This is a genomic window from Streptomyces sp. NPDC003247 (assembly GCF_042888135.1).
Lineage (GTDB): Bacteria > Actinomycetota > Actinomycetes > Streptomycetales > Streptomycetaceae > Streptomyces.
On the sequence record NZ_JBIAPF010000002.1, the window covers coordinates 702,275 to 721,405 of the forward strand.

A 19,131-nucleotide genomic window follows, 5' to 3' on the forward strand; every position below is an offset into this window, starting at 1 on the left:
GGGAGCTTGAGGCGCGCGGCCCTACAAGTGGCCGAAGCCCACCGGGCCGTACGGGTCCCCGTCCGTACCGGTGCCCGGCAGGAGGCCGCCCAGGACGGCTCCGGCGGTCCCGCTCTCCTCGCCGGCCGCTTCGGGAAGGGGGTTCCCGCGCAGACGTACGTCCTGTTCGGCGAGGCCGCGGGCCTCCAGGGCCAGGGTGTCGGCGAGCAGGCGGTCGGACACGGTGTCCGAGGCCAGGAGGCGGCGGGCCTCCGCGAGGCGGGTGCGGGCCGTGGCGCCCACCGCGCCCCGGTGCGTCGCGACGAAGTCGTCCGCGGCGGCGGTGGCGCTGCCGGCGGTGAGGCGGGCGGCGGCCGGCAGCACCCCGGACCGGCCCGGGGCGAGGGGCGCCGTCGCGCGCACGATCCGGCGCAGGACGCCCATCGGGTCGTACGCCTGACGTGCCGTCAGCTCCTGCCGTACGGCGGCGAGGACGGCGTCGGCGTGGAGCAGCGCGGCGAGGACCCCGCCCCCGCCCCCGCCCCCGCCCCCGCGCCCGGAGCCGGCCGGGCCGCGCACCGCCGCCAGGTCCGCCTCGGCGCCGGTCAGCGCGGCGGGCACCGTCGACTCGGCCTCCCGCAGCTCGGCGGCCAGCCGGTGCACGCCGTCGACGAGGACGTCCGCCTGTACGACGGCGCCCTCGGCGGCCCGCAGATGCCGGGCGGCGTCCTCGGGCCGCCCCGCGTCGGCGGCCTGGCGCGCCAGGTTGAGGCGGACGGTGGCGAAGAACAGCCGGTCCTTGGCCTGTTCGACGTTCCCGGCGACGGAAGCGGTCGCGATGGGGGCGTACCGCGCACCGATCTCCCCTAGGAGCGCCTCGGCCGCACCCGTACGCCCCGCCAGCTCGCGGAACCGCGTCTCCGCCACCTCCAGCGCTCCGCCCGGCCCTTCCGCCACCCCCAGCGCCCCGCCCGGCCCTTCCACCGGCCCCCGCAGCCGCGCGAAGTCGGCCGCCACCGCGTCCAGCCGCCGGCCCGCCTCCTCGCACCGCCCGACGACCCCGGCGAGCGCGTGCCGCCGGCTCTCCTCCTGCTCCGGCACCCCCTCCTCGAAGAGCTGCCGTATCCGGAACGCGGCCGCCAGCTCGCCCTCCGCGTCCCGCAGCGCACGGGCGAACCGGGCCACGGGCTCCGCCCCGGACCTGGCCTCGGCGAAGGCGAGTTCCCCGCGGGCGGTCCGGACGCGGTCGTCGGCCGCGACCAGGGCCGCACGGGCCTGCTCGTCCAGTTCGTGCAGTTCGTGCAGTTCGTGCAGGAGTGGCGAGGAACGCTTCGGCGGCGGTGGTCCCGTTCCGCCCGGTGTCGTCCGGCCACGGGCGCGGCGGACGCGCCGTACGTACCCGTAGCCCGCCACCGCGCCCGCCGTGCCGACCGCCACGAGCGGCAGCACCAGGTCGGCCGTGGACGTGCCGTCCTCCGCCGGTGCGGCGGACGTCGGAGAGGCCGGTGCCGGAGAGTCCGGTGCCGGAGAGTCCGATGTCGATGCGCCCGATGTCGATGCGTCCGAGGTCGGTGCGGCGGACGCCGGACGGGTGATCGCAACCGGAGCGTCCGTCCCCGACGTCATTCCCGGCAACACCAGCCACACCACTCCCGCGACGCCGCCCCACGCGGCAAGGGCCACCCGCACGGACAGGTGCGACGTGGCCTGCCGGGGCCGGCCTCGGAAGAGCGATGGCGTCACCTTTCGGAGCGTATGACCGCCCATGCGGCCACGCGAGCGGGATGCGCCCGAGGTGGGAGGCGTGTGACCGGGCGACAGGGGAGGGGAACCGGTGGATCGGCAGTCGGCGCGAACGGGAGCGCGGTCGCAGTCACAGCCACGGGCAGAGGCACAGTCACAGCCGCGGCAGAAGCCGCAGCCGCAGCAGAAGCCGCAGCAGAATCCGCAGTCACAGCCGCAGGGGGACACCGGCGCGGAAACGGCCCCGCCCGTCGCCGCCCCGGCCACCGCCCCACCCGACGCCCCCGACGCCCCCGGCCCCGCCGAGCCTCCCGCCCCCCGCCGCCCCTGGCTCCGCCGCGTCCGTCGGACCGTCCTCGTACTGGTCCTCCTGGTCCTCCTCCCCGTCCTCGCCTCCCAGATCGCCCTGAGCGTCAACTCCCTGGGCGACCCCGCCGACAGTGCCCGCACCCGGGGCCGGGACGCGGTCTGGCTCGGTCATGCCTGGGTCGACGGCCGGAAGAAGGACGCCGACGTCACCGCCCTGGCCGCCCGTCTGGAGGACACCGGCGTCCACGATCTGTACGTGCACGCCGGCCCGCTGGAACACGACGGCACGCTGCCCGCGACGGCCTACCCCGAGGCCCGCTGGTTCATCGCGGCCGTGCACCGCGCGATGCCCGGCATCAGGGTCCAGGCGTGGCTCGGTGACGTCCTGGCGAGCGAGAGCCCCCGTGGCATGCGGCTGGAGGACGCCGGGACGCGCGCCCACGTCGTCACCTCCACCCGGCAGATCCTCGCCGCCGGCTTCCAGGGCGCCCACTTCGACCTGGAGCCGCTGCACTCCGGCGACCGGGACTACCTCACGCTCCTCGACAGCCTGCACGACGTCACCGGCGCGCAGGACGCCCCGCTCTCCGTCGCCGCCCACCAGATCGACCCGCTGCCCGGTCTCCACTCCGTCCGGGGCGCCGTCACCGGCCACCCGAAGTGGTGGTCGCAGGAGTTCTTCGGCCAGGTCGCCCGCCGCGTCGACCAGATCGCCGTCATGTCGTACGACACCGGGCAGCTGATGGAGAGCGCCTACGCCGGCTACGTCGCCCAGCAGACCTCGCTCGCCCTGGAGGCCACCCCGCCCGGCACCGACCTCCTCATGGGCCTGCCGTTCTTCCACGAGAACGACGTCGGCCACTGGGAGCACGCCGAGACGGTCCCGGCGGGCGCCCGCGGCGTCCGGCTCGGCCTGTCCCGCACCGACGCCGGCCGCGCCGCCTTCGGCGTCGCCCTGTACGTCGACTTCGCGGCGACGGAGTCCGACTGGACGGCGTACCGGGAGGGCTGGGTCCGCTGAGAGCCTGTGGTGGCCGTCGAGTGCCGGTGGCGGTCGTCGAATGCCGGTGGCGGTCGTCGAAGTGCCGGCGGAGGCCGCCGAGAGCCGGTGGAGGCCGTCCGATTCGGTAGCGGCCGTCCGGTCCGGTGGAGGCCGTCCGGTCCGGTGGCGGCCGTCCGGTCCGGTCCGACGTCCGGGATGTAACCCAGGCGTCGGCCACACGTCACCCGGGCTTCTCCCCGATGGCCCGCCGTCGCGGTTGTGCATGGGCTGTGGACGTCCTAGCGTCCTCGTCCCCTACCTCTGCGAGGGTCACACTCCGATGCGATCACCACTCACCGGCAAGGCCGTCCGCCGGGCTCTGCGCCCGGTGGCACACCTCATCGACCAGCGCATCGAACGCCAGGTCCGGCGCCTCGTCGGGACCGGCGGCACCCCGGCCGGCGCGGCGCGGCAGCCGGAGGCGCACCGCGACCACCGGCACCCCCTGGAGCTGTTCTTCGACGGCACCGGGCGCGGGGTGTCCCGGGTGCCGTCCGCCGCCGCTCTCCAGCGCCTGATCGCGGAGCTCGCCGAGGTGACCGGGGACCGGGCCGGCGCCGAGCGCGCCGCCGCCCAGGCGTTCCGGCTGCTCGTCGCGCTGGAGGCGCTCGGGGTCGGCCGGATCGCCGGCGGCACCATGAACATCGTCGGCAAGCTCTCCGCCGTACCGCTGCTGGATCCGCCGAACGACGAGATCCTGGAGATCGGCACCCTCTACGGGATGTTCGGCGCGGCCCTGATCCGGATGATGGAACGCGCGGGGCGCGACCCGGGGCTCACCATCGTCGACCCGCTCGCCGGAACGCAGGTGCAGCCCGGCACCACCATGGGCGACGACGCGTCCGGCACGCCCGTGCGGGAGGCGGCGGTGCGCACGAACCTCTCCCTGGCGGGCGCGGCCGGCGCGGCGGCGCGTGTCCAGCAGGGCTACTCCGGGGACCCCGGGGTCCGCGCCCTGGTCTCCGACCGGTCGTACGGCGTGATCGTCGTCGACGGCGACCACTCCGCCGCCGGGGTCGCGGCCGACCTGGAGTGGGCCGAGGAGATCACCGCCCCCGGGGGCATCGTCGTGCTGGACGACTTCGGGCACCCGAAGTGGCCCGGCATCACGGAGGCGTTCCAGCGGCACATGGCCGGGGACACCCGGTTCACGTTCCTGGGCCGCGTGGCGCACTCCGGATACCTGCGCGCGAAGGCCGCCTGAGACGGGTCACGCGCGCCCCGGGACCGGTTACGTACCTCGGGACCGGTCATCCGCGCGCCCCCGGACCGGTTACGCGCGCCCCGGGCCGGTCACCCGCGCGCCCCCGGACCGGTCACGCGTGCCCCAGGACCGGTCACGCACGCGCCCCCGGACCGGTCACGCGCGTCGGCGGATCTTGTTCCCGAGCCAGACGAGCGGGTCGTACTTGCGGTCCACGGCCCGTTCCTTCAGCGGGATCAGCGCATTGTCGGTGATCTTGATGCCTTCGGGGCAGACCTCCGTGCAGCACTTGGTGATGTTGCAGTAGCCGAGACCGTGCTCGTCCTGGGCCGTGCGCCGGCGGTCCAGCCCGGTCTCCTCCGCCGCGTCCAGCGGGTGCATGTCCAGCTCCGCGACCCGCATCAGGAAGCGCGGTCCCGCGAAGGCCCGCTTGTTCTCCTCGTGGTCGCGCACCACATGGCAGGTGTCCTGGCACAGGAAGCACTCGATGCACTTCCGGAACTCCTGCGGCCGGTCCACGTCCTCCTGCATCATCCGGTACTCGCCGGGGGCCAGACCGGCGGGCGGGACGAAGGCCGGGACCTCCCGCGCCTTGACGTAGTTGAAGCCCACGTCGGTGACCAGGTCCCGGACGACCGGGAACGCGCGCAACGGCGTGACGGTGATGGTCTCCGCCCGGTCGAACACCGACATGCGGGTCATGCACAGCAGCCGGGGCCGCCCGTTGATCTCCGCCGAGCAGGAACCGCACTTGCCCGCCTTGCAGTTCCAGCGCACGGCGAGGTCGGGGGCCTGGGTCGCCTGGAGGCGGTGGATGATGTCGAGGACCACCTCGCCGTCGTGCACCTCGACCGTGAAGTCCCGGAGGCCGCCGCCGTCCGCGTCGCCGCGCCACACCTTGAAGCGCGCCTGGTAGCCGCTCATTCGTACAGCTCCTCCTCGGCGAGGTACTTGACCAGCTCCTCCTTGTCGAAGAGGGCCAGCAGGTCGGGGCGGACCGGCTCGGTGGTCTCCCGGTCGAGGGCGATCTGGCCGCGGACCGGGTCGGTCGCCGCGAGCCCGCCCGTGGGGTCGGTCAGCCGGCACAGCAGGTTGATCCGGCGCCACGGGCGCTCCATCGCCGGGTGGTCCTCACGGGTGTGGCCGCCGCGCGACTCGGTGCGCTCCAGCGCGGCCCGTGCCACACACTCGCTGACCAGCAGCATGTTCCGCAGGTCCAGGGCGAGGTGCCAGCCCGGGTTGAACTGCCGGTGTCCCTCGACGCCGGCCCGGCGGGCCCGTACCCGCAGCTCCGCCAGCTTCTCCAGGGCCTGTTCCATCTCCGCCTCCCGGCGGATGATGCCGACCAGGTCGTTCATCGTCTGCTGGAGTTCCTGGTGCAGGGTGTACGGGTTCTCCGGCGGCCCTCCGGACGGCTCCTCCACCTCCGCCTCGGCCGAGAACGGGCGCAGCGCCTCCGCCGCGGCGGCGGCCACCTCGGTGTCGTCCACCCGGGGGCGGTCCGCCGCCGCGGCCGTCGCGTACCCGGCGGCGTGCAGTCCCGCCCGGCGCCCGAACACCAGCAGGTCGGACAGGGAGTTCCCGCCGAGCCGGTTGGAGCCGTGCATACCGCCGGCCACCTCCCCGGCCGCGTACAGCCCCGGCACCCCGCGCGCCGCCGCGGTGTCGGAGTCGACGGCGACGCCGCCCATCACGTAGTGGCAGGTGGGCCCGACCTCCATCGCCTCCGCCGTGATGTCGACGTCGGCCAGCTCCTTGAACTGGTGGTACATCGACGGCAGCCGGCGTGTGATCACCTCGGCGGGCATCCGCGTCGACACGTCCAGGAAGACCCCGCCGTGCGGGGAGCCGCGGCCCTCCTTGACCTCCGCGTTGATCGCCCGCGCGACCTCGTCGCGGGGGAGCAGCTCGGGGGGCCGCCGGTTGGCGTCCGGGTCGTCGTACCAGCGGTCGGCCTCGTCCTCCGTCTCGGCGTACTTCTCCTTGAAGACGTCGGGGATGTAGTCGAACATGAACCGCTTGCCGTCGGAGTTGCGCAGCACCCCGCCGTCGCCGCGCACGGACTCGGTGACCAGGATGCCCTTCACCGACGGCGGCCAGACCATCCCCGTCGGGTGGAACTGCACGAACTCCATGTTCAGCAGCGGCGCCCCGGCGAGCAGCGCCAGCGCGTGCCCGTCGCCGGTGTACTCCCACGAGTTCGACGTCACCTTGAACGACTTGCCGATGCCGCCGGTCGCGATCACCACGGCGGGCGCCTCCAGGACGAAGAAGCGGCCCGTCTCGCGTTCGTAGGCGAAGACGCCGGAGACCCGGCCGCCGTCCTTGAGGACACGGGTGACCGTGCACTCCTGGAAGACCTTCAGCCGGGACTCGTGGTCGCCGGTCTCGCGGTGGTCCTCCTGCTGGAGGGCGACGATCTTCTGCTGGAGGGTGCGGATCAGCTCCAGTCCGGTGCGGTCGCCGACGTGGGCGAGGCGCGGGTACTCGTGGCCGCCGAAGTTGCGCTGCGAGATCCGGCCGTCCTTCGTGCGGTCGAACAGTGCGCCCCACGTCTCCAGCTCCCACACCCGGTCCGGGGCCTCCTGGGCGTGCAGCTCGGCCATCCGCCACTGGTTGAGGAACTTGCCGCCGCGCAGGGTGTCGCGGAAGTGGACCTGCCAGGTGTCGTGCTCGTTGGCGTTGGCCATGGCCGCCGCGATGCCCCCCTCGGCCATCACCGTGTGCGCCTTGCCGAACAGCGACTTGCAGATCACGGCCGTACGGGCGCCCCGCTCGCGCGCCTCGATGGCGGCGCGCAGGCCGGCGCCACCGGCCCCGACCACGACGACGTCCCACTCCTGCCGGTCGACCACGGACATCAGAAGGCCCCACCCATCTAGAAGAAGCGCGGATCGTCGAAGACGCCGGACGCGACGAGATAGACGTAGAAGTCGGCGAGCGCCACGCTCACCAGCGACGCCCAGGCGAGCAGCATGTGGCGGGCGTTGAGCCGCCCCACGAACTGCCACATCCGGTAGCGGACGGGGTGCCGGGAGAAGTGCTTGAGCTTGCCGCCGACGATGTGCCGGCAGGAGTGGCACGAGATCGTGTACGCCCAGATCAGCACGATGTTGACCAGGAAGACGAGGGTGCCGAGGCCCATGTGGCCCCAGGCGTAGTGCTCGTCGCGGAAGGCGAGCACGGTGTCGTAGGTGAGGATCCCGGCGACCAGGAGGGCCGCGTAGAAGAAGTAGCGGTGGAGGTTCTGGAGGATCAGCGGGAAGCGGGTCTCGCCGGTGTACGTGCGGTGCGGCTCGGCCACCGCGCAGGCCGGCGGGGACGCCCAGAAGCCCCGGTAGTAGGCCTTGCGGTAGTAGTAGCAGGTCAGGCGGAAGCCGAGCGGGAAGACCAGGATGATGATCGCGGGGGAGACGGCCCACCACTCGCCGAAGATCTCCCAGTTCGGGCCCGCGCGCATCGGGGTGCAGCGCTCGGCCAGACAGGGCGAGTAGAACGGCGAGACGTAGGGGGCCGCGTAGTAGTCGGCGTCCGCGAACGCCCGCCAGGTCGAGTACACGACGAAGGCCAGCAGCCCGGCCGCGGTGGCGGCCGGGGCCAGCCACCAGCGGTCGGTGCGCAGGTGGGGCGCGGAGATCGCGGCGCGCGTGGCGGAGCGCACGCCGCGGGGCGGATGGGGGTCGGTGGCGGGAGGTTCCGTACCAGTGGCCACTTCAGGACTCCGGTCGGCTCGGGACTCCGGACGGTTCAGGACTCCGGTCGGCTCGGGACTCCGGACGGTTCAGGGGGCACGTCGGTCACGGGCGCCGAGTCCCTCGTCGTCCGTGTCGATCCACAGGGAGTCGTCGTAGGGGGTGTCGGGGATGGTGACGAGGTCCGGGCGCTTGGCCGCGGCGGGCGTGGCGGCCGCCGCGCGCAGCAGCGCGACGCTCTCGCGCAGGTGGTCGGTGTCGGCGCGGACCCGGCGCATGTCCAGACCGCCGCTGCCGAGCTGCTGCTCCAGACGGCTCACGGACCGTGCCAGGTCGTCCAGACAGCGCTGGACCGTTGTCAGATCGTCGTGCACGGACATGACGTGACCTCACTTCCGCGGGCCGGTGGCCCTGGACGGAGACGCTCATGCGCCTGCGAGTGTTGCGCGTCACACCTGTGGATGTGAAGGCGTGTGCAGCGATTGGCCGATCGCACGCCCCCGACACACGCGGGACACGCTCTGTGTGCGCCGGGGGCGCGCGTTGCTCCGCGCGGGTGAGGTTGCGTGCCTCCGCCGCCGTGTCGCCCCCGGCAGGCGAACCCTTTCCTCTTCAGTGGGCCGTAGATCAGATCAGCTCCAAAATACCGCCAAATGTGAACAGAACGCACTAACAGGGCGCAGTAATAGCAGGACGCAGTAATAGAACGCACTCGTGTCACCGGCGCGTGCGACCGGCGGCAGCGGCTCCCCGGAGGTACCTGAGATGTCCCACGACGGCGTCGGACTGCGCGCGGTCATGCGCTCGGTCGCCTTCCTCACCGCGGGCGCGCTCGCGGTGCCCGCGCTGGCCGGCTGTGGCACCGACGACCCGGCCGGCAGACCGCTGGCACCCCAGGACATCGCCCGGGCGGACCGCGCCCAGGTCGCCGAGGGCGGCACCCTGCGCTGGGCGGTGGACGCCCTGCCGGAGACCTTCAACGCCTTCCAGTCCGACGCCGACGCCACCACCACCCGGGTCGCCCAGGCCGTCCTGCCGTCGATGTACCGGCTGGACGCCGACGGGCGGCCCGCGCGCAACCCCGACTACCTGGAGTCCGCCGGCGTCGTCGAGACCGAGCCGAAGCAGGTCGTCCTCTACCGGCTCAACCAGCAGGCCGTCTGGAGCGACGGCCGTGAGATCGGCGCCGCCGACTTCGCCGCCCAGTGGCGCGCCCTGTCCGGCAGGGACAGCGCCTACTGGACCGCGCGCAACGCCGGATACGACCGCATCGAGAAGATCGAGCGCGGCGCGAACGACCTGGAGGTCCGGGTCACCTTCGGCCGCCCCTACGCCGACTGGCAGTCGCTGTTCTCCCCGCTGTACCCGAAGGACGTCATGGGCACGCCGGACTCGTTCAACGACGGGGCGCGGCGCAAGCTGAAGGTCACCGCCGGACCGTTCGCCGTGAAGCAGGTCGACCGGGAGAAGGACCGGATCCGGCTCACCCCCAACCCGCGCTGGTGGGGCCGGCCCGCCAAGCTCTCCGAGATCGTCCTGACGGCCGTGCCGCGCGAGAAGCGGGCCGCCGCGCTCGCCGCCGGCGACATCGACCTGGCCGAGATCGACCCGGCCGCCGCGCAGCGCATCGACGGCGCGGCCCAGGGCGGCGCCGGGCCCCTGGCCGGCCCCGGCGGCGGCCGTACGGCGGCCAAGGCGCTGCGGTCCTGGGCCCTGGCCCACGGCTCCGACGAGGACGCCGCCGAGGACGAGACGCACGCCCGCAGGAAGCTGAGCCAGGCGATCGCCACCTGGGAGCGCCAGCAGAAGGCGCTGCGCGACTTCGAGGTGCGCAAGTCGCTGGAGCCGGCCTCCACGCAGCTCGCCCTGAACGGCGCCGACGGCCCGCTCGCCGACGAGCGGGTGCGCCGGGCGGTGGCCCGGGCGCTGGACCGCGAGGAACTGGTCGAGGTGGTGCTCAAGCCGCTGGGCCTGCCCGCCGTGCCCGTCGGCAGCCACCTGGCCCTGTCCGGCCAGGAGGCCTACGCCGACGGCAGCGGGGCGCTCGGCGGTCAGGACACCAAGGAGGCCCAGGCGCTCCTCGCCGACGCCGGCTGGGTGCCGGGCGGCCCGGTCGAGGAGCGGAAGAAGACGGAGAAGGCGGCCGGCTCCGAGGGCGAGAAGGGCGAGAAGGGCGAGAAGGGCGAGAAGGGCGAGAAGGGCCGGAAGGGCGACGACGGCGGCGGCGACCGGAGCGAGCAGGGCGCCCGGTCCGGGAACGGCCGGTCCGAGGGCGACGACGACGGCACGTACATCGTCGGCGAGGACGACAAGGCCCCGGGCGAGGCGGGACGCGAGGACCACGTCCGGCAGCTCGCCCAGGACGGCAAGCGCTCCGTCGGCCAGCAGGGCCCGCCCGGCGCCTACGCCCCCCAGGGCACCGCCGCCCCGGCCGGTGCCGCGCGCGGGGCGCTGGCCAAGGACGGCAAGGCGCTCACCCTGCGGTTCGTGCTGCCGAGCGGCGCGGGCTCGGAGCCCCTGCACGCGGTCGCCGCCCGGATCACCCGGATGCTGGACCAGGTCGGCATCGGCACCGAGATCACCAAGGTCTCCGACGAGAGCTACTTCAAGGACCACATCGCCTCCGGCGAGTACGACCTCGCGCTGTACTCCTGGCCCGCCTCCGCCTACCCGGCCACCGACGCCCGGCCGATCTACGCCAAGCCGGTGCCGGCCGCCGACGGGTCGCTGAGCGTCCAGCAGAACTACACCCGCGTCGGCACCGACCAGGTCGACCAGCTGTTCGACCAGGCGATCTCGACGCTGGACGCGGAGGAGGAGCGCTCCCTGCTCCGCAAGGCCGACGCCCGGATCTGGGCGGCCGCCGGATCGATTCCCCTCTACCAGCGCCCCCAGCTCACGGCCGCGAAGAAGAACGTGGTCAACGCCGGCGCCTTCGGCTTCCAGACGCCCGTCTACGAGGACATGGGCTTCCTGAAGAAGGGCGCGCGGATCGCCGCGAGCCCCTCCGCGGAGTGACGCGGACCCGCCCGGGGAGTGAGGCGACGGGCACGGGGGAGTGAGCTGCGTGGCCCTGCGGAGGTCGGCTCCCGCAGGGCCACGTACCATGGGGTGAGGCCGTGGCATGTCAAGCCCGGCAGGGCCCGCGTAACACAGATGTACGCAGCAGGGCCGTCCTCACACTCCGGGAGAACGCCGCTTTATGGCCACGCGCCACGACATTCGCAACGTAGCCATCGTCGCCCACGTCGACCACGGCAAGACGACCATCGTCGACGGCATGCTCAAGCAGGCCGGTGCCTTCGCCGCCCACCAGCTCGACTCGGTCGACGACCGCATGATGGACTCGAACGACCTGGAGCGTGAGAAGGGCATCACGATCCTCGCCAAGAACACCGCGGTGAAGTACCACCCGAAGGACGGCGGGGACCCGATCACCATCAACATCATCGACACCCCGGGCCACGCCGACTTCGGTGGCGAGGTCGAGCGCGGTCTGTCGATGGTCGACGGTGTCGTCCTGCTCGTCGACGCCTCCGAGGGGCCGCTGCCGCAGACCCGCTTCGTGCTGCGCAAGGCGCTCCAGCAGCGCCTGCCCGTCATCCTGTGCATCAACAAGACGGACCGTCCGGACTCCCGCATCGACGAGGTCGTCAACGAGACCTACGACCTCTTCCTCGACCTGGACGCGGACGAGGAGCAGATCGAGTTCCCGATCGTCTACGCCTGCGGTCGCGACGGCATCGCCTCGCTGACCAAGCCGGAGGACGGCACGGTCCCGGCGGACTCCACCAGCCTGGAGCCGTTCTTCTCCACGATCCTCCAGCACATCCCGGCCCCCACGTACGACGAGGACGCCCCGCTCCAGGCCCACGTCACCAACCTGGACGCCGACAACTTCCTCGGCCGTATCGCGCTGCTCCGGGTCGAGCAGGGCGAGCTCAGGAAGGGCCAGACCGTCGCGTGGATCAAGCGTGACGGCACCATCAGCAACGTCCGCATCTCCGAGCTGATGATGACCGAGGCGCTCACCCGCAAGCCGGCCGAGATGGCCGGCCCGGGTGACATCTGTGCCGTCGCCGGTATCGCCGACATCATGATCGGCGAGACCCTCGCGGACACCGAGAACCCGGTCCCGCTGCCCCTGATCACGGTCGACGAGCCCGCGATCTCCATGGTCATCGGCACCAACACCTCCCCGCTGGTCGGCCGCGGCGGCACCGGCAAGGGCGCCGACGCCAAGTCGGCCGTCAAGGACCGCAAGGTCACCGCCCGCCAGGTCAAGGACCGCCTGGACCGCGAGCTGGTCGGTAACGTCAGCCTCCGTGTCCTGGACACCGAGCGCCCGGACGCCTGGGAGGTGCAGGGCCGTGGTGAGCTGGCGCTGGCCATCCTGGTCGAGCAGATGCGCCGCGAGGGCTTCGAGCTGACCATCGGCAAGCCCCAGGTCGTCACCAAGGACGTCGACGGCAAGACGTACGAGCCGGTCGAGCGCATGACGATCGACGTCCCCGAGGAGCACATGGGCGCGGTCACGCAGCTCATGGGTGTCCGCAAGGGCCGGATGGACAACATGTCCAACCACGGCTCGGGCTGGGTGCGCATGGAGTTCGTGGTGCCCTCGCGCGGTCTCATCGGATTCCGGACCGAGTTCCTGACCCAGACCCGCGGCACCGGTATCGGCCACTCCATCCACGAGGGCTTCGAGCCCTGGTTCGGCACGCTCCAGACCCGTAACAACGGCTCGCTGGTCGCCGACCGCTCCGGCGCCGTCACCGCCTTCGCGATGACGAACCTCCAGGAGCGCGGTGTGCTGTTCACCGAGCCCGGCACCGAGGTGTACGAGGGCATGATCGTCGGCGAGAACTCCCGCGCCGACGACATGGACGTGAACATCACCAAGGAGAAGAAGCTCACGAACATGCGGTCGTCCTCGGCCGACTCGTTCGAGGCGATCGTCCCGCCGCGCAAGCTCTCCCTGGAGCAGTCGCTGGAGTTCTGCCGCGACGACGAGTGCGTGGAGGTCACCCCGGAGGCGGTGCGCATCCGTAAGGTGAACCTGGACGCGCGGGAGCGCGCCCGCGCCGCGAGCCGCGCCAAGCACGGCTGATCACCGACCGCACCCGACGACACCGGGCACCCCGCCAGGCGGGGTGCCCGGTGTCGTCGTTGACGACAGGGCGCGGACACCGCTGCCGGTCGACGGTACGAGGGTAGGGAAAACCCTCTGTTTGCCGCGGTGTGCCCCTCTGATGGCGCCGCGCCCACTACCCTGCTTGCGAAAGCGGCCGTGACGGATCGTCCGCGGCCCGGCGGCCGGCCACCGCGCCGACGGCGGAACGGCCCCGCCGGAAGCGCGGGGAGAGCCCGCGAGCCCGCGGGGCACCTTGCACGCCGGCCCCGCTCAGCGCAATCGAATTTCCTCCCCCACGCGTCCGGAAACCGGACACCTGTTGCCGCTAGGCGTGTAACAAGTCCGTTTCGCAGGGATCTCCCACCAAACTGTTTGTCCGGATTTTGGAAGATGTTAGCGCGAGCTGTGATCGAACCGAGACCTCGTGGGTGTGGTTCGGCCTTGGCGCATGGCAGATAGTTAGGCGCGTAGAACTCGGACGAACGGGTCACACGCCGAGGCGGCGCCCGTTCACGAGGGCGGGGGCACCCGAGCAACTCCGGCACCGGCGACGGGCGGTGCGGTGCTGTGTCGCACGCTCCCTTTGCGGTGAAGCTATGGATGTATGAGGAGGAACCCATGCGCGGTGGCCACGAGCGCCCTACGGGTCGCGTCGTCCCCGAGGACAGGTGCAGGCCCCGCGGGTTCGCCCGGTCCCGTCGCGCTGGTCGCGGCAGCGACGCGTCGACGCGCACTTCCTCGACGACCTGTTCCGTCGGCCGGTAGGCGCCGGCCGCGAACCAGGGTTCCCCAGGGGGCTGGTGTCGCCCCTCCGTCGTTGTTCCCCTCGCGCGCTGCGCATGACGTACGCCGTGCGAAGGCCGTCGGGTCGCCGTGCACTCCCGACGACCTCCAACCTGTGAAATGGACGAATCATGACGAGTCCAATCGAGATTGAGGGTGCTGAAGCCTCTTCCGTCTTGGACGAAGCGAGCGTGCCCCCCGGTGGCGCCAAGGAGTCGAAGAAGCTCGAGGGGCGCAGTCCCGGGCAGTTGATGTGGGCGCGTTTCAAGCGTGACCGGACCGGTGTGGTCTCCGCCGTCGTCGTCCTGTTCTACTTCCTCATCGCGGCGGCGGCACCGCTGATCGCGAAGCTGTACGGCAAGGACCCGTACACCCTGTACGGGCAGGACAACCCCGAACTGCTGGACATGTTCACCATGCCGGCGAAGCCGGCCGGCGGCATCGACGGCGAGTTCTGGTTCGGCATCGAACCGGGCCTCGGCCGCGACGTCTTCACGCAGCTCCTGTACGGCATCCGGACCTCGCTGCTCACGGCGCTGGCCGCCACTCTGCTGATGACCGTGGCGGGCGTGCTGATCGGCCTCGCCGGCGGCTACTTCGGCGGGAAGATCGACTACTGGCTCGGCCGGACGACCGACTTCTTCATGGCCCTGCCCAACCAGCTGTTCTTCGTCGCGGCGATGCCCGTCATCACCACGGTGTTCGTCGCCCCCGACGAGGAGACGCCCACCTACGTGCGCACCGCCGCGATCATCATCGTGCTGTCCTTCCTCGGGTGGATGAGCATGGCGCGCATCGTCCGCGCCGCCACGCTGTCCCTGCGCGACCGGGAGTTCATCGAGGCCGCGCGCATCTCCGGAGCCTCGTCCTGGCGCATCATCCGCAAGGAACTGCTGCCCAACATCGTCACTCCCACGCTGGTGCAGGCGACGCTCACCCTGCCGAGCACCATCCTCAGCATCGCGTTCCTGTCCTTCGTGGGTGTCGGATACGTCGAACCCACCCCGGACTGGGGGCGGATGTTCTCCATCGGCGCCAACATCGTGGAGCAGGACCCGTACTACATGCTCTTCCCCGGCGTGGCCATGGTGGTCTTCGTCGTGGCCTTCAACCTCCTCGGTGACTCGGTGCGGGACGCCTTCGATCCCAAGACCGGACGCTGAACCCCGGCAGGTCCTCCCCCCACACTCTTCGCCTGGCCGGTCCGGGGGCTCCACGGCCCGGAACCGGTCACGTACCAGCATGGCTCACTACTCACAGGCAGGTGGATTCGTCCCCATGAGCATCTTCCGCAACCGCACCGCCACGGCCGCGATAGTCGCGGTCGCCGCCGGCGCCCTGACCCTGACCGCTTGCGGCGGTGGCAGCGACAGCTCCGCCAAGGACAACAGCAAGAGCAAGGAGGATGCCAAGTCGCAGTCCAAGCCGGTGCAGATCGGTGACGCCAAGGCGTCGACCGGTCCGGCCCCCGCGGTGACCGGTGCCCAGACCGGCGGCACGGTGACCGTCTACCAGGAGGCGGACTTCTCCCACCTGGACCCGGGCCAGATCTACGTGTCGGACGGCAAGCTCCTCAGCCGCCTCATCTTCCGCGGTCTGACCCAGTACGCCGAGGACGACAACGGCAACCTGACCGTCGTGGGCGACCTCGCCACCGACGCGGGTACCGCCTCGGACGGCGGCAAGACCTGGACGTACACCCTGAAGGACAACCTGAAGGACGAGAACGGCAACCCGATCAACGCGGCGGACATCCGCCACACGGTCGAGCGCCTGTACGCCTCGTACATCACCGACGGTCCGACGTACCTCCAGCAGTGGCTGTCCGGCTCCGGCACCGCCTACCGCGACGCGTACGCGGGCCCGGACAAGGGCAAGCACCTGCCGGACAGCGTCCTGGAGACGCCGGACGAGAAGACGATCGTCTTCCACTTCAAGGACGCGCAGCCCGACCTCCCGCAGACGCTGACCATGCCGGGTTACAGCGTCGTCCCGGAGGAGACGGACACCAAGGAGAAGTACGACACCGACCCGGTCGCCACCGGGCCGTACAAGATCTCCGACTTCAAGCCGGGCAAGTCCATGACGCTGGTGAAGAACCCCCAGTGGGACGCGAAGTCCGACTCGGTGCGCCACCAGTACGTGGACGGCTTCGCCATCGAGATGAACCACGATGACGAGGACCAGACCAAGACCCTCCTGGCCGACCAGGGCACGGCCAAGAACGCGATGATGTTCACCGGCCAGGTCGCCACCACGCAGCTCCAGAACGTGGTGAGCGACAAGACCGCCATGGCGCGCACCATCCAGGGCTACGCGCCCTACGTGTGGCAGCTCAACTTCAACCTGGACCGCGTCAAGGACAAGAAGCTCCGGGACGCCATCACCCTGGCGCTGCCCGCCACCTCGGTCTTCAAGGCCGACGGCGGCGCCTACGGCGGTGAGGTCGCCAACTCGCTGTTCTCGCCGACCACTCCGGGCTACGACGAGTCCTTCGACCCGTTCAACCGCGCGTCCAAGCCCAACGGCGACATCGAGGCCGCCAAGAAGCTGATCAAGGAAGGCGGCTTCGAGGGCAAGAAGCTCGTCTACGCCTACGGCAACACCCCGGTCCGCCAGCAGCAGGCCGTGCTGATCGCCACCGCCCTGGAGAAGATCGGTCTCGACATCCAGAAGAAGGAGATCGACTCCGCCACCTGGTACGAGCAGGTCGGCAAGGTCAACAACGGCTACGACCTGTACATGACCGGCTGGGGTCAGGACTGGCCGTCCGCCTCCACGGTCATCCCGCCGCTCTACGACGGCACGCAGATCCAGGACGGTTCGTCGAACTACGCGCACATCAACGACGACCACGTCAACTCGGAGATCAAGCGCATCCAGAAGATCACCGACACGGCGGAGGCCACCAAGGCCTGGGCCGAGCTGAGCGAGTACATCGCCAAGGAGATCAACCCGGCCGCCCCGATCTACTACACCAAGGTGTTCCAGATCTTCGGCTCGAACATCGGCGGCATCCGCTACAGCTCCGACTCGAGCTACGTGGACGTCACCCGGATCTTCCTCAAGAAGTAACCGTCAGACCGGGAACCCGGTGGGGGACGCGCGGCGGAGCGCCCCCACCGGGCCCCGGACCTCCCGCAGACCCCTCCCGATCGCCGCCGTCCTGAGAGCAGCTGCCTGCCATGCTTCAATTCCTCATTCGCCGGACGTTCGGCGCGGCGCTGATCTTGCTGTTGATCAGTGCTTTCACGTTCTTCATGTTCTTCGCCATCCCGCAGGACCCGGCCATGCTGGCCTGTGGCAAGAACTGCACTCCGGACGCGCTGGAGATCATTCACAAGAACCTCGGCCTCGACCAGCCGGTCACCACCCAGTACTGGGACTTCCTGGTCGGTATCTTCGCGGGCCGTGACTTCGCCGTCGGCCACTGCGACGCCCCCTGCTTCGGCGTCTCCTTCGCCAACAACCAGAACGTCTGGGACACCATCCTCGACCGCTTCCCGCTGACCGTCTCGCTCACCGTCGGCAGCCTGCTGGTCTTCCTCACCGTCGGCCTCGGTGCCGGCCTGCTGGCCGCCAAGTTCCGCGGCACCTGGCTGGACAAGGTGTTCAGCACCGGCTCGCTGGTCATCAGCTCCCTCCAGATCTACTTCCTCGGCCCGCTGCTCCTGCTCGCCTTCGTCTACAGCACCGGCTGGCTCGACAAGCCGAAGTACGTGCCGATCTCCGAGGATCCCGGCGGCTGGTTCATGGGCCTGCTGATCCCCTGGGTCGTGCTGGCGACCATCTTCACCGCCAACTACACCCGTATGAGCCGTTCCTCGATGGTCGAGCAGCTCCAGGAAGAGCATGTGAAGGCGGCCCGGGCCAAGGGCATGTCGGGCAACTACACCTTCTTCCGCTACGCCTGGCGCGGCTCCCTCATCCCGATCATCACCATCCTCGGCATCGACCTGTCCGCGCTGCTGGCCGGCGGCATGGCGACCGAGCTGACGTTCGGCCTGGCGGGGCTCGGCCGGCTCGCGCTGGACTCCGTCACCAACAAGGACCTGCCGATGCTGATGGGCGTCATGCTGATCAGCGCCGCGCTCATCATCGTCTTCAACCTGATCGTGGACGCCCTGTACGCCGTCATCGACCCGCGCGTGCGCCTGTCCTAGGAGAACCACCGTGACCACTCAGACCAAGCCCGACGAGGCCGCGGCCGCCGCCGCGGGGGACGCCTTTCTCTCGGTGCGCGACCTCAAGGTCCACTTCTCCACCGAGGACGGCATCGTCAAGGCGGTGGACGGGCTCTCCTTCGACCTCCAGCGCGGCAGGACCCTCGGGATCGTGGGCGAGTCCGGCTCCGGCAAGTCGGTGACCAACCTGGCCGTCCTCGGCCTGCACAACCGCAAGAACACCGCCGTCGACGGGTCGATCAAGCTGGACGGCCAGGAGCTGACCGACGCCGGTGAGAAGCAGCTGGAGACGCTGCGCGGCAAGAAGATGGCGATGATCTTCCAGGACGCGCTGACCGCGCTGTCGCCGTACTACACGGTCGGCCGGCAGATCGGCGAGCCGTTCATGAAGCACACCGGCGCGTCCAAGAAGGACGCCCGGGTACGCGCCATCGACCTGCTGGAGAAGGTCGGCATCCCGCACCCGCAGAAGCGGGTCGACGACTACCCGCACCAGTTCTCCGGCGGTATGCGGCAGCGCGCCATGATCGCCATGGCGCTCTCCTGCGACCCGGACCTGCTCATCGCCGACGAGCCCACCACGGCGTTGGACGTGACGGTCCAGGCGCAGATCCTGGACCTGCTCAAGGACCTCCAGCAGGAGTTCGGCTCCGCGATCATCATGATCACCCACGACCTCGGTGTGGTCGCCAACATGGCCGACGACATCCTGGTGATGTACGCCGGCCGTGCCGTGGAGCGCGGATCGGTGCGCGAGGTGCTCAAGGCGCCCGAGCACCCGTACACCTGGGGTCTGCTGGGCTCGATGCCGCGCCTGTCGTCCGACGTCGACGAGCCGCTGGTGCCGATCCCCGGATCGCCGCCCTCGCTGCTCAACCCGCCCACGGGATGCCCGTTCCACCCGCGGTGCGCGTTCACCGACCGGGTGGCCGGGGAGCGTTGCTCGGGTGAGCGCCCGTTGCTCGCCCCGGGACGTGCCGCGGCCTGTCATCTGACGAAGGAGCAGCGGCAGCAGGTCTTCATCGAGACGATTCAGCCCCGGCTGGGCTGAGCGGAAACCG

13 protein-coding genes are annotated in these 19,131 nt (G+C 71.1%); 8 read left to right on the forward strand and 5 right to left on the reverse strand.

The window, feature by feature from the left end:
• Positions 1-21: 21 nt before the first annotated feature.
• Positions 22-1,428 carry a hypothetical protein gene (locus tag ACFYWQ_RS08125; RefSeq protein ID WP_389513890.1) on the reverse strand — a complete coding sequence of 469 codons (1,407 nt, stop codon included), beginning with the start codon at positions 1,426-1,428 and terminating at the stop codon, positions 22-24.
• Between the two features lie 385 nt (positions 1,429-1,813).
• Here ACFYWQ_RS08125 and ACFYWQ_RS08130 point away from each other — a divergent pair, with 385 nt between their 5' ends.
• Together ACFYWQ_RS08130 and ACFYWQ_RS08135 are read left to right on the forward strand one after the other, a co-directional pair.
• Positions 1,814-3,052 (forward strand): hypothetical protein, encoded by a 1,239-nt coding sequence (locus ACFYWQ_RS08130; RefSeq protein WP_389513892.1) that lies wholly within the window; start codon positions 1,814-1,816, stop codon positions 3,050-3,052.
• 301 nt (positions 3,053-3,353) lie between these two features.
• Entirely contained in the window at positions 3,354-4,277 is a 924-nt protein-coding gene (locus ACFYWQ_RS08135; protein WP_389513894.1) for a class I SAM-dependent methyltransferase, read from the forward strand.
• A gap of 156 nt (positions 4,278-4,433) precedes the next feature.
• Here the strand turns inward: ACFYWQ_RS08135 and ACFYWQ_RS08140 are convergent, their stop codons facing one another.
• The 4 genes from ACFYWQ_RS08140 to ACFYWQ_RS08155 all read right to left on the reverse strand — a co-directional run bounded on the left by ACFYWQ_RS08140 (position 4,434) and on the right by ACFYWQ_RS08155 (position 8,349).
• Positions 4,434-5,201, reverse strand: a complete 768-nt coding sequence (locus ACFYWQ_RS08140; RefSeq protein ID WP_389513896.1) for a succinate dehydrogenase/fumarate reductase iron-sulfur subunit — start codon at positions 5,199-5,201, stop codon at positions 4,434-4,436.
• On the reverse strand, positions 5,198-7,138 hold the full coding sequence (locus tag ACFYWQ_RS08145; protein WP_389513898.1) for a fumarate reductase/succinate dehydrogenase flavoprotein subunit: 1,941 nt from the start codon (positions 7,136-7,138) through the stop codon (positions 5,198-5,200). Before ACFYWQ_RS08145 ends, ACFYWQ_RS08140 begins: the two co-directional genes overlap by 4 nt.
• Before the next feature lie 17 nt (positions 7,139-7,155).
• Positions 7,156-7,989: a hypothetical protein gene (locus ACFYWQ_RS08150; protein WP_389513900.1), complete on the reverse strand. Its 834-nt coding sequence runs from the start codon at positions 7,987-7,989 to the stop codon at positions 7,156-7,158.
• A gap of 69 nt (positions 7,990-8,058) precedes the next feature.
• Positions 8,059-8,349, reverse strand: a complete 291-nt coding sequence (locus ACFYWQ_RS08155; RefSeq protein ID WP_389513902.1) for a hypothetical protein — start codon at positions 8,347-8,349, stop codon at positions 8,059-8,061.
• A 385-nt stretch (positions 8,350-8,734) separates the two neighbouring features.
• On the opposite strand from ACFYWQ_RS08155, the gene ACFYWQ_RS08160 reads away from it, so the two are divergent.
• The 6 genes from ACFYWQ_RS08160 to ACFYWQ_RS08185 all read left to right on the forward strand — a co-directional run bounded on the left by ACFYWQ_RS08160 (position 8,735) and on the right by ACFYWQ_RS08185 (position 19,121).
• Entirely contained in the window at positions 8,735-10,987 is a 2,253-nt protein-coding gene (locus tag ACFYWQ_RS08160) for an ABC transporter family substrate-binding protein (protein ID WP_389513904.1), read from the forward strand.
• Positions 10,988-11,171: 184 nt separating this feature from the next.
• Entirely contained in the window at positions 11,172-13,079 is a 1,908-nt protein-coding gene (gene typA, locus ACFYWQ_RS08165; RefSeq protein WP_389513906.1) for a translational GTPase TypA, read from the forward strand.
• 938 nt (positions 13,080-14,017) lie between these two features.
• On the forward strand, positions 14,018-15,049 hold the full coding sequence (locus ACFYWQ_RS08170) for an ABC transporter permease (protein ID WP_389513908.1): 1,032 nt from the start codon (positions 14,018-14,020) through the stop codon (positions 15,047-15,049).
• A 115-nt stretch (positions 15,050-15,164) separates the two neighbouring features.
• Positions 15,165-16,961, forward strand: a complete 1,797-nt coding sequence (locus ACFYWQ_RS08175) for an ABC transporter substrate-binding protein (protein ID WP_389513910.1) — start codon at positions 15,165-15,167, stop codon at positions 16,959-16,961.
• A 110-nt stretch (positions 16,962-17,071) separates the two neighbouring features.
• On the forward strand, positions 17,072-18,049 hold the full coding sequence (locus ACFYWQ_RS08180) for an ABC transporter permease (RefSeq protein ID WP_389513912.1): 978 nt from the start codon (positions 17,072-17,074) through the stop codon (positions 18,047-18,049).
• Positions 18,050-18,059: 10 nt separating this feature from the next.
• Complete coding sequence (locus ACFYWQ_RS08185) at positions 18,060-19,121, forward strand: ABC transporter ATP-binding protein (protein WP_389513914.1); 1,062 nt, start codon at positions 18,060-18,062, stop codon at positions 19,119-19,121.
• Positions 19,122-19,131: the final 10 nt, after the last annotated feature.

Excerpts from the sequence above, each read along its gene's own strand:
- ACFYWQ_RS08135 (WP_389513894.1), top strand. The coding sequence starts at position 3,354 with ATGCGATCACCACTCACCGGCAAGGCCGTCCGCCGGGCTCTGCGCCCG.
- ACFYWQ_RS08140 (WP_389513896.1), bottom strand. The coding sequence starts at position 5,201 with ATGAGCGGCTACCAGGCGCGCTTCAAGGTGTGGCGCGGCGACGCGGAC.
- ACFYWQ_RS08145 (WP_389513898.1), bottom strand. The coding sequence starts at position 7,138 with ATGTCCGTGGTCGACCGGCAGGAGTGGGACGTCGTCGTGGTCGGGGCC.
- ACFYWQ_RS08155 (WP_389513902.1), bottom strand. The coding sequence starts at position 8,349 with ATGTCCGTGCACGACGATCTGACAACGGTCCAGCGCTGTCTGGACGAC.
- ACFYWQ_RS08160 (WP_389513904.1), top strand. The coding sequence starts at position 8,735 with ATGTCCCACGACGGCGTCGGACTGCGCGCGGTCATGCGCTCGGTCGCC.
- typA (WP_389513906.1), top strand. The coding sequence starts at position 11,172 with ATGGCCACGCGCCACGACATTCGCAACGTAGCCATCGTCGCCCACGTC.
- ACFYWQ_RS08170 (WP_389513908.1), top strand. The coding sequence starts at position 14,018 with ATGACGAGTCCAATCGAGATTGAGGGTGCTGAAGCCTCTTCCGTCTTG.
- ACFYWQ_RS08175 (WP_389513910.1), top strand. The coding sequence starts at position 15,165 with ATGAGCATCTTCCGCAACCGCACCGCCACGGCCGCGATAGTCGCGGTC.
- ACFYWQ_RS08180 (WP_389513912.1), top strand. The coding sequence starts at position 17,072 with ATGCTTCAATTCCTCATTCGCCGGACGTTCGGCGCGGCGCTGATCTTG.